This window comes from Streptomyces sp. NPDC053069 (assembly GCF_044546895.1).
GTDB lineage: Bacteria > Actinomycetota > Actinomycetes > Streptomycetales > Streptomycetaceae > Streptomyces.
In genome coordinates, this window is the sequence record NZ_JBITZN010000002.1 from 192558 (window position 1) to 206762 (window position 14205).

16 protein-coding genes are annotated in these 14205 nt (G+C 71.2%); 6 read left to right on the forward strand and 10 right to left on the reverse strand.

All coding sequences use genetic code 11. The annotated features are described in order from the left end of the window. Positions 1-55 precede the first annotated feature (55 nt). Positions 56-1018: a LysR family transcriptional regulator gene (locus ACIGXP_RS04490; RefSeq protein WP_363216907.1), complete on the forward strand. Its 963-nt coding sequence runs from the start codon at positions 56-58 to the stop codon at positions 1016-1018. Positions 1019-1040: 22 nt separating this feature from the next. Here the strand turns inward: ACIGXP_RS04490 and ACIGXP_RS04495 are convergent, their stop codons facing one another. Continuing rightward, positions 1041-1802, reverse strand: coding sequence for a prolyl oligopeptidase family serine peptidase (locus ACIGXP_RS04495; RefSeq protein WP_363216906.1), 762 nt, complete (start codon positions 1800-1802; stop codon positions 1041-1043). Between the two features lie 145 nt (positions 1803-1947). On the opposite strand from ACIGXP_RS04495, the gene ACIGXP_RS04500 reads away from it, so the two are divergent. Together ACIGXP_RS04500 and ACIGXP_RS04505 are read left to right on the forward strand one after the other, a co-directional pair. Then, a complete protein-coding gene (locus ACIGXP_RS04500; RefSeq protein ID WP_363216905.1) occupies positions 1948-3111 on the forward strand; it encodes an adenosine deaminase in 1164 nt (387 codons plus the stop codon). A gap of 146 nt (positions 3112-3257) precedes the next feature. Then, entirely contained in the window at positions 3258-3623 is a 366-nt protein-coding gene (locus tag ACIGXP_RS04505; RefSeq protein WP_399763920.1) for an ATP-binding protein, read from the forward strand. A gap of 78 nt (positions 3624-3701) precedes the next feature. On the opposite strand, the gene ACIGXP_RS04510 is transcribed toward ACIGXP_RS04505, so the two are convergent. From ACIGXP_RS04510 to afsQ1, 5 genes are all read right to left on the reverse strand, one after another. After that, positions 3702-3902, reverse strand: coding sequence for a PspC domain-containing protein (locus ACIGXP_RS04510; protein WP_360081424.1), 201 nt, complete (start codon positions 3900-3902; stop codon positions 3702-3704). An 89-nt stretch (positions 3903-3991) separates the two neighbouring features. Further along, the gene (locus ACIGXP_RS04515) at positions 3992-4552 is read right to left on the reverse strand and encodes a VanZ family protein (protein ID WP_399763925.1); all 561 of its coding nucleotides are present in this window, start codon (positions 4550-4552) and stop codon (positions 3992-3994) included. 95 nt (positions 4553-4647) lie between these two features. Next, a complete protein-coding gene (locus tag ACIGXP_RS04520; RefSeq protein WP_399763927.1) occupies positions 4648-5298 on the reverse strand; it encodes a hypothetical protein in 651 nt (216 codons plus the stop codon). Continuing rightward, complete coding sequence (locus ACIGXP_RS04525) at positions 5295-6887, reverse strand: ATP-binding protein (RefSeq protein WP_399763930.1); 1593 nt, start codon at positions 6885-6887, stop codon at positions 5295-5297. The genes ACIGXP_RS04520 and ACIGXP_RS04525 overlap by 4 nt, the downstream gene beginning before the upstream one ends. Then, complete coding sequence (gene afsQ1, locus ACIGXP_RS04530; protein ID WP_363216899.1) at positions 6884-7561, reverse strand: two-component system response regulator AfsQ1; 678 nt, start codon at positions 7559-7561, stop codon at positions 6884-6886. Before afsQ1 ends, ACIGXP_RS04525 begins: the two co-directional genes overlap by 4 nt. 240 nt (positions 7562-7801) lie before the next feature. On the opposite strand from afsQ1, the gene ACIGXP_RS04535 reads away from it, so the two are divergent. After that, positions 7802-8566 (forward strand): SigE family RNA polymerase sigma factor, encoded by a 765-nt coding sequence (locus ACIGXP_RS04535; RefSeq protein ID WP_363216898.1) that lies wholly within the window; start codon positions 7802-7804, stop codon positions 8564-8566. A 197-nt stretch (positions 8567-8763) separates the two neighbouring features. On the opposite strand, the gene ACIGXP_RS04540 is transcribed toward ACIGXP_RS04535, so the two are convergent. Continuing rightward, positions 8764-9399, reverse strand: a complete 636-nt coding sequence (locus ACIGXP_RS04540) for a uridine kinase (protein WP_363216897.1) — start codon at positions 9397-9399, stop codon at positions 8764-8766. 126 nt (positions 9400-9525) lie between these two features. Here ACIGXP_RS04540 and ACIGXP_RS04545 point away from each other — a divergent pair, with 126 nt between their 5' ends. Next, a complete protein-coding gene (locus ACIGXP_RS04545; protein ID WP_399763934.1) occupies positions 9526-9915 on the forward strand; it encodes a hypothetical protein in 390 nt (129 codons plus the stop codon). Between the two features lie 83 nt (positions 9916-9998). On the opposite strand, the gene ACIGXP_RS04550 is transcribed toward ACIGXP_RS04545, so the two are convergent. The 3 genes from ACIGXP_RS04550 to deoC are packed head-to-tail and all read right to left on the reverse strand — an operon-like array spanning position 9999 to position 13277. Next, a complete protein-coding gene (locus ACIGXP_RS04550; protein ID WP_399763937.1) occupies positions 9999-10883 on the reverse strand; it encodes an aldehyde dehydrogenase family protein in 885 nt (294 codons plus the stop codon). Then, the gene (locus tag ACIGXP_RS04555; RefSeq protein ID WP_399763940.1) at positions 10876-12312 is read right to left on the reverse strand and encodes an aldehyde dehydrogenase family protein; all 1437 of its coding nucleotides are present in this window, start codon (positions 12310-12312) and stop codon (positions 10876-10878) included. Before ACIGXP_RS04555 ends, ACIGXP_RS04550 begins: the two co-directional genes overlap by 8 nt. 5 nt (positions 12313-12317) lie before the next feature. Beyond that, positions 12318-13277 (reverse strand): deoxyribose-phosphate aldolase, encoded by a 960-nt coding sequence (gene deoC, locus ACIGXP_RS04560; RefSeq protein WP_399764833.1) that lies wholly within the window; start codon positions 13275-13277, stop codon positions 12318-12320. A gap of 147 nt (positions 13278-13424) precedes the next feature. Between deoC and ACIGXP_RS04565 the strand changes: the two genes are divergently transcribed. After that, entirely contained in the window at positions 13425-14132 is a 708-nt protein-coding gene (locus ACIGXP_RS04565; RefSeq protein ID WP_399763943.1) for a PH domain-containing protein, read from the forward strand. Positions 14133-14205: the final 73 nt, after the last annotated feature.

Below are 14205 nucleotides of genomic sequence, written 5' to 3' on the forward strand. Positions count from 1 at the left end.
CCGTACGAGGGCCTGTCTCATCCGTCCAATGCATGAATTCGCCATAATCGTTCCCATGCCGCATCAGCAGAGCTCACAGGCCCGCCTGTCACCGTCCGGTGACACAGAAGACATGTCTGAGATGTCGCGGGTGCTCGCGCCGCGCCTCGCGTACTTCGCGGGCGTGGCCCGCACCGAGCACGTCACCCGGGCCGCCCACGAGATGAACGTCCCGCAGTCCACGCTCTCGCGCGCGATGGCCCGCCTGGAGCAGGACCTGGGCGTCGACCTCTTCGCCCGGCACGGCCGTACGGTCTCCCTGACCCCGGCCGGCCGCACCTTCCTCACCTCCGTCGAACGCGCCCTGGCCGAGATCGAGCGTGCCGCCGAGGAGGTGCGCGCCGACGCCGATCCCGCCACCGGCAAGGTCGCCTTCGGCTTTCTGCACACCATGGGCGCCGAGACCGTACCCGGCCTCCTGCACGCCTTCCGCGCCGACCATCCGCGCGTCCGCTTCAGCCTGGTGCAGAACTACGGCGAGGCCATGCTGGAACGTCTGCGCGCCGGTGAGCTGGACCTCTGCCTCACCTCACCCGTCCCCGACGCCCCCGACCTGGTCGCCCGTCGCCTGGACGAACAGAAGCTCCGCCTGGTCGTCCCCGCCGACCACCGCCTGGCCACCCGCCGCCGCATCCGCCTCGCCGAGGCCGCCGAGGAAACATTCGTCACCCTGGAGCCCGGCTACGGCCTGCGCCGCATCTTCGACACCCTGTGCCGCGAGGCCGGCTTCCGCCCCAAGGTCGCCTTCGAGGGCGAGGAGGCGGAGACGCTGAGGGGTCTGGTGGCGGCGGGCTTGGGGGTCGCCCTGCTGCCCCCGCCCACGGTCGCCCGGCCGGGAGTGGTGGAACTGACGGTCACGGCTCCGCGAGCGGTCCGCGAGATCGGCGTGGCGTGGCCGGCCGACCGCCCGGACACCCCACCGGTGGCCGCCTTCAAGAAGTTCCTGCTGTCGAGAAGGGGCAACTTGCTGCCGACGTGAGGGACGCAACCCGCCCCGAGCTCTACCGCCGCAACGACCTGCCGAACCCCACAGCCAACGGCATCCGAAGCCCGATCGGCGGCGGCGCCGCGAGCGCATCCTCGACGGGCCGGGACACGGAGTGCCCGAACAACGCCCCCATCATGAAATCAACGGTCAGACAAGCGACCTCGTCCCGGTGCCCGTACAACCCGTGGCCCTCGGAATGCACTTCGAACCGGCACACCTCCCGGTTCGCCTTCTTCGCCCGCGCGGCGAACCGGAACGACAGCTCGGGATCGGTCCGTTCGTCGTTCGTGCCGTGCACGATCAGCACCCGCCGCCCCACCAGCTGCTTCACCGGCTCGACGGGTGCGGCGACATCCTCCTCCGGCAGCCAGGGGGCCAGCGCCACAACGGAGTTGACGGCCTCGTGTCCGCCCGCCCGCAGCGCCGCCCGGCCGCCCATGTCCACTCCGACCAGGCACACGGGAACATCCCCGTACCGCCGTACGACCTCGTCGGCGCCCCACTCGGCGTCCACCGCCAGGTGCGCCTCGCTGCCGTTCCAGCCCCGGTAGCGGTACCGCACGGTGTGCACGGCCAGCCCCTCGGCCCGGCCCGCCCGCGCGATGCGCCGGCCCAGCGAGCGCAGCGCGATCGTCGCCCGCACGGGGGACGGCCGGCGGGCGGAGACCTCCTCCCCGCCGGGGAGCAGCAGCACCGCTCCGCTCACCCCCGTCGGCACGGGGCCGATTGCCTTCCCCAGCCCGGCCGTTCGGACCGGTGTCGCTTGCTGTCCCATGACAGAACAGTGTCAGAAGGGGCGGTGTACGAAACCCGTACGTGCGGTCACCGTTGCGTATCGACGGGAAAGCGCCGGAAAAGTGCTGGGAAAGAGGCGCCGCGTTCACCGGGCCTTCTACGCGCGTAGGCGTTAGAGTGCGGAAATGACGAGCCAGACTGCGCCAAGTGGGGCCGTCCCGACGCCGGACCAGATCCGCCGGGCACCCAAGGTTCTGCTGCACGATCATCTCGACGGCGGGCTCCGCCCCGGAACCGTCGTCGAACTCGCCCACCAGACCGGCTACTCGGGGCTTCCCGAGTCCGATCCGGACAAGCTGGGCATCTGGTTCCGCGAGGCCGCCGACTCCGGTTCGCTGGAACGGTATCTGGAGACCTTCAGGCACACCGTCGGCGTGATGCAGACCCGGGAGGCGCTGATCCGGGTCGCCCGCGAGTGCGCCGAGGACCTCGCCGAGGACGGGGTCGTCTATGCCGAGGTGCGGTACGCCCCCGAGCAGCACCTGGACGCCGGGCTGACTCTGGAGGAGGTGGTCGAGGCCGTCAACGAGGGGTTCCGGCAGGGCGAGCGGATCGCCCGGGAGAGCGGCCGGCGCATCCGGGTCGGCGCCCTGCTGACCGCCATGCGGCACGCGGCCCGTTCCCTGGAGATCGCCGAGCTCGCCAACCGCTACCGGGACCTGGGCGTGGTCGGCTTCGACATCGCCGGTGCCGAGGCCGGCTATCCGCCCACCCGGCACCTCGACGCGTTCGAGTACCTCAAGCGCGAGAACAACCACTTCACCATCCACGCCGGCGAAGCCTTCGGGCTGCCCTCGATCTGGCAGGCGCTGCAGTGGTGCGGCGCCGACCGGCTCGGGCACGGCGTACGGATCATCGACGACATCGAGGTCCGCGAGGACGGCTCGGTGCGACTCGGCCGGCTGGCGTCCTACGTCCGCGACAAGCGCATCCCGCTGGAGCTGTGCCCCAGCTCCAATCTGCAGACCGGGGCCGCGCCCTCCTACGCCGAGCACCCGATCGGGCTGCTGCGCCGGCTCCACTTCCGGGCCACGGTGAACACCGACAACCGGCTGATGTCGCACACGAGTATGAGCCAGGAATTCGAGCGTCTCGTCGAGGCGTTCGGTTACACGCTCGACGATCTGCAGTGGTTCTCGGTCAATGCAATGAAATCGGCGTTCATTCCTTTCGATGAACGACTTGCGATGATCAATGACGTCGTCAAGCCGGGATATGCGGAACTGAAATCCGAATGGCTGTTTCAGCAAACGGCCTCCACCAGGGGTTCTGTCGGTTCGGCGGGATAAGGGCGGCTCGCTGGGGGCGCGGCTTGTGAACGGGGGTTCACAAGCCGTCCGCATTTCGGTGTTTGCGGCGGGCGATCGGGCGTGTTTACGGTCGTGGACCGTTCATCGTTTTTGTTCCGTCCCCTCATGGCAAGGACGCATTTCCCATGAAGCACTCTGCTGTCAGGACCCTCGGTGTCGCCGCTCTCGGTGCTGCCTTCGCCGCTGTCGGTGCGGGCGCGGCCCACGCGGCCCCGGCGGTGCCGACCGCCCCGGCGCTGGACGGCGTCACCAGGACGCTGCCGGCCGAGAACGTCGGCACGGCGCAGCCCGGTGCCGCCGACGCCCTCACGCGGGGGCAGGACGCCCTGGGGGCCGGCGTGGCCGCCGCGCAGCCGGCCGTCGAGAGCGCGCTGAAGCAGGGAGCGACCGCGCCGGTGCACAGCCGCCTCGGCGGACTGCCGGTCCAGGACCTGCCCACGCGCAGCCTGCCCACGCGCGGTCTGCCGGTCGACGGGGTCTCGCTCGGCTGACACCGACTGCCGCTATGACGCCGTCGGGGCGCCCCGGTCAGCTCCGGGAGCGCCCCGACGGCGTTTCGCGTACGGCGGTCACCAGGCGGTACGCGTCTTGTCCTCCGCCGGAAGCAGGATCCACAGGGCTATGTAGAGAAGGAACTGCGGGCCGGGCAGCAGACAGGACAGCAGGAAGATCACCCGCATCGTCGTCGCGGAGGTGCCGAAGCGCCGTGCCAGCGCTGCGCACACTCCGCCGAGCATGCGGCCGTGGGTGGGACGGACAAGGGCGCTCATGTCGACTCCTCGGTGGTCGTCGGTTCGCTGTCGTCAGGTGTCTTCAGCTGTCTTCGACGATACGGAGACGAAGCGGGCGAAGCGTCACTCTACGGAGCTATTCCGACCCTGGGAATCGTCGGGGTACGCCCCTGAGACAGCTCCTCCTGGACGGTGACGGCCCCGGTCCCGGCGTACTCGTGCGCCTCCCGCCGGCGCAGCCGGGCGCGGCCCGCGGGCACGACGAGCAGATGGGCCAGGATCACACCGGAGGTGTTGAGCAGCACCGAGTCGACGTCCACCACCCGGCCGGGCACGCCGGTCTGCAGCAGGGCGATGCCGAGGGAGATCAGGGCGGCCGCGGCGGCCGTACGGATCAGGGAGGCGAGAGGGGAGACGGCGAGCCTGCCGTGGGCCATCGGCAGCAGCACGCCGAGCGGGGCCAGCAGTGCCAGTCCCTCGCCGAGGGGTCTCGCGGCCCGCGGCCAGCCCAGGGCCAGATCGGCCCGGATGCCGGCGAGGGGGTGCAGGTTGGGGGGTGTCACCCAGGGCACGTCCAGGGGCCGCAGCATCAGCCAGGCGACGAGGGCGAGGTGGGCGACGAGGAGGACACCCCCTGTCACCCGGATGCGGATCGCGGCGCTGCCGCCGATGGAGCCTTGACGCTGCACGCCTCCCTAGACGCAGCACCGGGTACGAACGGTTCCGCACCGCAACCATCCGGTTGCCTTCGGCTGCGGCTCCGCGGCCCGACGGCGGGACTCCGCTATTTGTGCCCGATCTCGCTGGACGGCGGCTGGACGCTTCCCGGGCGGTCGCGGACCTCGTCCGTGCATTCGTAGCGGCGCAGCGTGTCGTTGGCCGGGCCGCCCAGGATGACCGAGCCGTCGCCCTCCGTCGCCGCTGAGTCGGACAGGGTGCACACCAGCTGGGCCAGGGCGTAGGAGGTGAGCCGCGACGGCGCCGTGCCCAGGCGCAGGGTGTCCTCGGGGTCCCTCGGAGCGGGACCGCTCACACTGAGGCCGCCCGGCACGTACGTCGCATAGCCCGCGGAGCGCTCCGCGGCGGAGGGTGCCGCGGCGAGCTGGTCCAGCAGCCCCTGCGCCACGATCACCCGGCGCCGCGCGTCCGGAGTGCCCTCGGGGACGCGTACCGTCCGGTCGACGGTCACCAGGGAGGCCCCGCACAGCAGGAAGACCTGCACGGGCACCCCCTGCGAGGACTGCGTGGCGGGGTTCGGCCCGGCCAGCGAGCACGGCACCCGGGAGGGCGCCGCGCCGAAGTCGGTCGGCACCTGGGTGGCCCGGATGCCGCAGCCGGTGAGCAGCAGGCCCAGGAGGGGCAGCGCCAGCAGGCGTGGTCTCACGGCCCGGTGTGGTCTCACGGCCCGGTGTCGTCTCACGGTCCGCGCGGTCATGACCCCTCCTTTCCTGAACTGTCGTTCGTTTCCTGCTCGTCCTTCTGCGTGCCCCCGTCCGGCTCCTCCGTCAGCCGGGAGGCGTCCCGTGGCAGCGTGAGGGTGAACACCGCGCCGCCCTCGGGTGAGTTGGCGGCGGTGATCTCGCCGCCGTGGATGTGGGCGTTCTCCATGGCGATGGACAGGCCCAGGCCGCTGCCCTCGGAGCGGGGCCGGGAGGCGCTCGCCTTGTAGAAGCGGTCGAAGACGTGCGGCAGGACGTCCTCGGGGATGCCGGGGCCGTGGTCGCGGACCTGGATCACCATCGAGTCGTCCGACACCCGTACCGACACCCGCACCGGCGATCCGCCGTGCTTGAGCGCGTTGCCGATCAGGTTGGCGAGGATGACGTCCAGCCGCCGCGGATCGAGGCGGGCGTGGATGCCCCGCTCGGCGTCCAGCTCGACCGCGTCCAGCCACGCCCGGGCGTCGATGCAGGCGGTGATCTGGTCGGCGACGTCGACGTCGTCCAGCACCAGCCGGGCGGTGCCCGCGTCGAAGCGGGTGACCTCCATCAGGTTCTCGACCAGGTCGTTCAGCCGGCGGGTCTCGCTGACCACCAGCCGCACCGCGGGCTCGATCATCGGATCTATGCTGCCGGACTCGAACTCCAGCTCCTCCTCCAGCACCTCCGTCACGGCGGTGATGGCGGTCAGCGGCGTCCGCAGCTCATGGCTCATGTCGGCGACGAAGCGCCGCGATGCCTCGTCCCGCGCGGCCATCTCCGCGACCCGCTGCTCCAGGGCCTCGGCCGCGTTGTTGAACGTCCGGGAGAGATCCGCGAGTTCGTCCGTGCCGGACACCCGCAGCCGCGTGTCCAGCTTGCCCTCGCCGAGCCGCCGGGCGGCCACGCCGAGCCGGTGCACCGGCTTCAGTACGGTCGTGGCGGCGGCCTGCGCGAGCAGCGCCGCCCCGATCAGCGCGAGCCCGGTGGCGATGCCCAGCGACCAGGCCAGCGAGTTGAGGTCCTTGGCCTCCGGCTCCAGGGACTTCGCCATGTAGCCGGTCGGACCGCCTCCTATGACGCGCGTGCCGGCCACCAGATAGGGCGTGCCGTGGTCCACGACCCGCTGCCAGTACAGGTGGTACGGCTCCCTGTTGGTGTCGGTCACCTTCTGCCGCTTGGCCACGGCCGTGCGCAGCGACTTCGGCACGTCCTCCAGCGCGAAGCCGTTGATGCCGCCCGAGTTGCCGTACACCGTCTTGCCGTCGGCGTCCTGGGCGACCAGGAGCACGCTGAAGTGCTGGCTGCCGGCCGCCATCTGGCCCGCCGCGCGCTGCAGCTGGTCCTGCGTGGGGTGCTCGGGCAGCGCGCCCGCGCGGTTCTGCATCTCCTGCCGGAAGTCGCGCAGCACCGCGTCCTGGGCACGGGTGAGCACCGCCTCCCGGTTCAGCCAGTAGGCGATGCCGGACGCGGATACCGCCGCGGTGAGCGCGACCAGCGCGAAAACCACGACCAGGCGCAGCCTGAGGCTGGTGAACCTGAGCCGCGACAGACTTCCCTTGCGCCGCGCGGACCAGCCGCGCAGCCCCCCTTGCGTACCGGTCACTGAGGGGCGTCCAGGCGGTAGCCGACACCACGGACGGTACGGATCAGGGTCGGGGACGAGGGCACGTCCTCGACCTTGGCGCGCAGCCGCTGCACACAGGCGTCCACGAGCCGCGAGTCACCGAGGTAGTCGTGCTCCCACACCAGCCGCAGCAGCTGCTGCCGGGACAGTGCCTGACCGGGCCGCCGGCTCAGCTCCAGCAGCAGCCTGAGCTCGGTCGGGGTCAGCTGCAGGTCCTCGCCGTTCTTCGTCACGGTCATCGCCGAGCGGTCGATGACCAGGCTGCCGAAGGTCGCCGCGTCGCTGGACTCGCGTTCCCCGCGCCGCAGCACGGCCCGGATGCGGGCGTCCAGCACCCGGCCCTGGATGGGTTTGACGACGTAGTCGTCGGCTCCCGACTCCAGCCCGACCACGACGTCGATGTCGTCGCTGCGCGCGGTCAGCAGGATGATCGGCAGCTGGTCGGTGCGCCGGATGCGCCGGCACACCTCGAAGCCGTCGATGCCGGGCAGCATCACGTCCAGCACGATCAGGTCGGGCCGCTGCTCGCGCAGCAGCTTCAGACCGTCCTCACCGCTGGCAGCGGTGGCCACACGGTGTCCCTGGCGCGTCAGAGAGAGCTCCAGGGCCGTACGGATGGCGTCGTCGTCCTCGATCAGCAACAGGGAAGGCACGGGCTCATTCTGGCCCATGGACGGGGTGTCGTACGACCTGCGCGCACCAGGGCTTCTCCACCGCCACGCACTGTGCACTTCCTGTGACGGACCTGGGCCGGACCCCTGTGACAGGTCTGTGACAGTCGGCGGACACGGCCATGAAGTCACCCCGGCAGTCTTTTGGACACGGGCAGGGCGGTCGTCCGAACCGGCCCGCGCAGGACCGAACCACCGCAAGTACACGACGGGGAGCGCGAGATGAACACGCTGCACAGCATCAGCACCAGCGCCGTAGTCACGCGCCTGCACGACGTGCACCGGGGTTACGAGAAGTCCGGTGCCGTGAGCGGGCGGGGGTGCGCTCGCGGCACCGGGCGTCAGCACACCGCCTATGCGCAGCAAGGGCTTCCGCCCTACATGACGGTGGTTGACGCGCACACGGGGGAAACGCACGGGGGAACCGCGTACAGGGAGGACTCGGGGGAGCAGCGCCGTTCGCTGACGGAGGCGGAGTTCACCGCCTACGTCCAGGAGCGCCGCGCCTCCCTGTACGCCACCGCCTACCACCTGACCGGCGACCGTTTCGAGGCCGAGGACCTGCTGCAGAGCGCGCTGTTCTCGACGTACAAGGCGTGGGACCGGATCAGCGACAAGGCGGCGGTCGGCGGCTATCTCCGCCGCACCATGACCAACCTGCACATCAGCGCCTGGCGGCGCCGCAAGCTCAACGAGTACCCGACCGAGGAACTGCCGGAGACGCCCTCCGACACGGACGCGATGCGCGGCACCGAGCTGCGCGCGGTCCTGTGGCAGGCGCTGGCCCGGCTGCCCGAACTCCAGCGCACCATGCTGGTCCTGCGTTACTACGAGGGCCGCACGGACCCGGAGATCGCGGAGATCCTCGACATCAGTGTCGGCACGGTGAAGTCCAGCATCTGGCGGTCGCTCCGCCGGCTGCGCGAGGACGAGGTCCTCAGCTTCGGCCGTGACCGGGAGGACGCCTTCGGCGAACTCGTCGCCTGAAGGTGAGGGGTCACTGGGGGGTGACCTGAGGGGGAAACACGGGGGATATACGGGGGGACACGGGGGAATCACCGGGGGAGGAGCACGGGGGAGCAAGAGGAACGGGACTGGTGGGCCGGGGGGTCCAACCAGTCCCGTTTTGCGTTGCGTGCGCAGGCCGGGCCGTCCGTACGCCGGTCGGGCGGCCCGTACGCCGGTTACGCCACCGTCTGCCGGCGTACCTGCCGTCCCGCGGCCGCCGCCGCGAGCCGGCCGAGGGCCTCGTCCCGGTCGCAGGGATGGGCGCCCAGGGACACCTGGCGGGCGACGATCGACCGCTCCGCGCGCATCAGCCGCCAGCCGCGGCGCAGCAGGAACGGCACCGACTTGCGCCCCTCCTTCAGGTCGCGCAGGAAGCGGCGGCGGAAGGTGGTGACGGGCCCCCGGGTCAGACACAGCGCATCCGCCAGCACCCCCAGCTCACGGCAGCGCTCGACGATCTCCGCGGCGAAGACGCCCTCCGCGACGAACAGCGGGGTACGGCCGATGTGCAGCGTGTCCTCGCCGGTGCGGGCGCTCAGTGCGATGTCGTACACCGGTACCGGCGTCGAGCCGGTGGCGCACAGCCGGGTGATGGCCTCGACGGCGACGTCCGCGTCCCACGACTCGGGGTGGTCCCAGTCGATGTCCGAACTCCCCTCCACCAACGGCAGGGTCGGGTCGTCGCCCTCCTTGTAGAAGTCGTCCAGACGCAGGACGGGAAGCCCGGAGCGGGCGGCGACGAGGGACTTGCCCGAGCCCGAGGGGCCGCACAGCAGGACGACTCGGGCGGGGGACGGGAGATGAAGGCTCACGGAACACCAGTTTGACGCATGGGGAGCCGCCTGCCGACCCTGCGGGTCGGCTTTTGAGCGTGACTCCCACCTCAACTACTCTTCGTGTCGAATCTGTTACTCCACGCAATCTAAGGCGGCCCCTGGATGGCACGACACGCGTTCCCCCTCAACCACACCGCGAAGCGGGCCCTGATCGTCCTCGCGACCGCCTCGGCGGCGCTGGGCGCGGGCGCGGTGACGGCGTCCGCGGGCGCGGACACCGCCCGCCTCGCGGAGGTGCCCTGGCGGCCCGCTGCCTCCTTCGGGACGACGGCCCCGCAGGCCGCCGTCCAGGGTGCGTCCAGCGGACTCGAGTACGCCACCGTCCCCGTCCAGGCCCTCCAGTACACCCCCGTCGGCAACACCACCTCCGGCCGGGCGGACGAGGGAGACGTCTCCGGATACACCGGCCCGCTCGTCGAGACCGGGACGGTCGGCGTCGTACCGACGCTGGAGCGCACGGTCGGCGGGCTGCTGGGCGGCGGCGCGGCCTGAGCCGGCCGGCGGCACACGAGAGAGCCGCGTCTTCCCCGGACGGTGGGAGGACGCGGCTCTCGGCCGTGGGGCCCGGATGCGACTCAGTACGACGAGCCGGAAGCGCCCAGCGAACCCGTCGGGTGCCAGACCGTCTTGGTCTCCAGGAACGCCGTCATCCGGTCGATGCCCGGCGTCTCGAAGTAATCCACAGGCTGTGGACGCAGTACGCGCTTCAGGTTGTCCGCCGCCGCGATCTCCAGCTCCTTCGCCAGCTCCTCGTCGGCGCCCGCGAGGTCGATCGCGTTGACGTCCTGGTGCGCGGCCAGCGGCGCCACGATTTCCGCCGTACGGCCGGACAGGACGTTGACCACGCCGCCCGGGACGTCGGAGGTGGCCAGCACCTCGCCCAGGGAGAGGGCCGGCAGGGGAGCCTTCTCGCTCGCCACCACGACCGCCGTGTTGCCGGTGGCGATCACCGGGGCCACGACCGACACCAGGCCGAGGAAGGACGACTCCTGCGGGGCCAGGACGGCGACGACGCCGGTCGGCTCGGGCGAGGAGAGGTTGAAGAACGGGCCCGCGACCGGGTTGGCGCCGCCGATCACCTGGGCGATCTTGTCGGTCCAGCCCGCGTACCAGACCCAGCGGTCGATCGTGGCGTCCACGACCCCGGCCGCCTTCGACTTCGACAGGCCCTCCGCGTCCGCGACCTCGCGCACGAACTGCTCGCGGCGCCCCTCCAGCATCTCCGCGACGCGGTAGAGGACCTGGCCGCGGTTGTAGGCGGTCGCGCCGGACCAGCCGCCGAACGCCTTGCGCGCGGCCACGACCGCGTCCCGGGCGTCCTTGCGGGAGGACAGGGGAGCGTTGGCCAGCCAGTTGCCCTTCGAGTCCGTCACCTCGTACACCCGGCCGCTCTCGGAACGCGGGAACTTCCCGCCGACGTACAGCTTGTAGGTCTTGAAGACGCTCAAACGGTCAGACATCGAGGTACGCCTCCAGGCCGTGGCGGCCGCCCTCGCGGCCGAAGCCCGACTCCTTGTAGCCGCCGAACGGCGAGGTCGGGTCGAACTTGTTGAACGTGTTGGACCAGACGACGCCGGCGCGCAGCTTGCTCGCGACGGCCAGGATCCGGGAGCCCTTCTCGGTCCAGATGCCGGCCGAGAGGCCGTACTGGGTGTTGTTGGCCTTGGCGACGGCCTCGTCCGGCGTGCGGAAGGTCAGGACCGACAGCACCGGGCCGAAGATCTCGTCGCGGGCGATGGTGTGCGCCTGGGTGACGTTCGTGAACAGCGTCGGGGCGAACCAGTACCCGGAGGCCGGCAGCTCGCAGGACGGGGACCAGCGCTCGGCGCCCTCCGCCTCGCCCCGCTCGGCCAGCGCGGTGATCCGGGCCAGCTGCTCGGCGGAGTTGATCGCGCCGATGTCGGTGTTCTTGTCCAGCGGGTCGCCGAGGCGGAGAGTGGAGAGCCTGCGCTTCAGGGACTCCAGCAGCTCGTCCTGGATCGACTCCTGGACGAGCAGGCGGCTGCCCGCGCAGCAGACCTGGCCCTGGTTGAAGAAGATCCCGTTGACGATCCCTTCCACCGCCTGGTCGATCGGGGCGTCGTCGAAGACGATGTTGGCGCCCTTGCCGCCCAGTTCGAGGGTGAGCTTCTTGCGGGTGCCCGCGACGGTCCGCGCGATCTCCTTGCCCACGGCCGTGGAGCCGGTGAAGGCCACCTTGTTCACGTCCGGGTGGGCGACGAGCGCGGCGCCCGCGTCGCCGTAGCCCGGGAGGATGTTGACGACACCCTTGGGCAGGCCCGCCTGGCGGCAGATGTCCGCGAAGAACAGGGCGGACAGGGGAGTCGTCTCGGCGGGCTTCAGGACGACCGTGTTGCCGGTCGCGAGGGCCGGGGCGATCTTCCACGCCAGCATCAGCAGCGGGAAGTTCCAGGGGATGACCTGCCCGGCCACGCCCAGCGGACGCGGGTTCGCGCCGAAGCCGGCGTGGTCGAGCTTGTCGGCCCAGCCCGCGTAGTAGAAGAAGTGGGCCGCGACCAGGGGGAGGTCGGCGTCCCTCGTCTCCTTGATCGGCTTGCCGTTGTCCAGCGTCTCCAGGACGGCCAGTTCGCGGCTGCGCTCCTGGATGATGCGGGCGATGCGGAACAGGTACTTCGCGCGCTCGGAGCCCGGCAGCGCGGACCACTTCTCGAACGCCTTGCGGGCGGCCTTCACCGCACGGTCGATGTCCGTCTCGCCGGCCTGGGCGACTTCGGAGAGGACCTCCTCGGTCGACGGGGAGACGGTCTTGAAGACCTTGCCGTCGGCCGCGTCCGTGAACTCGCCGTCGATGAACAGGCCGTAGGAGGGGGCGATGTCGACGACCGAGCGGGACTCGGGCGCGGGTGCGTACTCGAATGCGGATGCCATGGGGATCAGTCCACCGTCACGTAGTCGGGGCCGGAGTAGCGGCCGGTGGCCAGCTTCTGACGCTGCATCAGCAGGTCGTTCAGGAGCGAGGAGGCGCCGAAGCGGAACCAGTGGTTGTCCAGCCAGTCCGCGCCGGCCGTCTCGTTGACGAGGACGAGGAACTTGATGGCGTCCTTGGAGGTGCGGATGCCGCCGGCGGGCTTCACGCCCACCTGGACGCCGGTCTGGGCGCGGAAGTCCCGCACGGCCTCCAGCATGAGGAGCGTGTTCGCGGGGGTGGCGTTGACGGCCACCTTGCCGGTCGAGGTCTTGATGAAGTCGGCGCCGGCGAGCATGCCCAGCCAGGACGCCCGGCGGATGTTGTCGTACGTCGACAGCTCCCCGGTCTCGAAGATGACCTTCAGACGGGCGCTGTCGCCGCAGGCCTCCTTCACGGCGACGATCTCGTCGTACACCTTCAGGTACCGGCCCGCCAGGAACGCGCCCCGGTCGATGACCATGTCGATCTCGTCGGCGCCCGCGGCGACGGCGTCACGGACGTCGGCCAGCTTGACGTCGAGGGCGGCGCGGCCGGCCGGGAAGGCGGTGGCGACCGAGGCGACCTTCACGCCGGAGCCGGCCACGGCCTCCTTGGCGACGGCCACCATGTCGGGGTAGACGCAGACCGCGGCCGTGGTCGGGGTCGTACGGTCCGTCGGGTCGGGGTGGACCGCCTTGGCGCCGAGCGCCCGGACCTTGCCCGGGGTGTCCGCGCCTTCCAGCGTCGTCAGGTCGACCATCGAGATGGCGAGGTCGATGGCGTACGCCTTCGCGGTGGTCTTGATGGAACGGGTGCCGAGAGACGCGGCGCGCGCCTCCAGGCCGACCGCGTCGACGCCGGGCAGCCCGTGCAGGAAGCGGCGCAGCGTGCTGTCGGACGCGGTGACGTCCGAGAGAGCGTGAGCTGTGGGTGCGGTAGTGGGCATGGTCACCAGACGAGCATATCTACGCGCGTAGCGAATGTATAGCCCCGAGCCGTGATCGGTGCTCATCCTCCGCCCGAAGATCACGGATGAGCGCCGGTGCCGGGCCGCGTGGAAGTACCGGCGGCGACGTCATGCAGAATCGGGACCATGACGACTCCGGACCACCAGTCACCCGCGTCACAGCCTCCGGTGCCCACCCCCCAGGACCGGATCTACCGCTCGCCCATGGCGCTCGTGGGCGGCGTGCTGCTGCTCCTCGTCGTCGGCTGGCTCGGCTTCGACGCGCTGTTCCAGGGCCACGGCCGCACCCCGTGGCTGGCGCTCGCCGGAATGATCCTGGCGGTGCCGCTGGTGATCGCCTTCACTCTCCGCCCGGCGGTCTTCGCGGGCGAGGACCGGCTGCGGATCCGCAACCCGTTCCGGGTGATCAGCCTGCCCTGGGGCGAGGTCGCCTCGCTGCGCTCCGGCTATTCCAACGAGGTCGTCGCCAAGTCCGGCACCAGGTACCAGCTGTGGTCCGTTCCCGTCTCACTGCGGGCCCGCAAGAAGGCGGAGGCGCGCAAGGCACGGGCGGCGGCGGAGGCGGCGCGCGGTGGGCCGGCGAGCGGTGGGGGGTCGGCGAGCCGGGGGCTCGGCGGCCTCGGCGCCGTCGGGGGAGCGGGCCGCAGCGCTGCCGCGAGCGGGCCGACTCGGGCGGAGACCGACCAGGTCATGGACGAGCTGCGGGAACTGCTGGACCGGCGGGGCGAGGCGGAGTCCGCGCAGGGAGAGGTCACCGTGCGGTGGGCGTACGAGGTGATTGCACCGGCGGTGGCGGGGGCGGTCCTGTTCGGGATCCTGGTGGGCTTGGGGTGAGGTTTTCGGCGGGGGCAGGGGGAGGTACGGGGGCTGGGCGCGGCCGGCGGTGGTGCTGAGGCCGGTCGCGGTG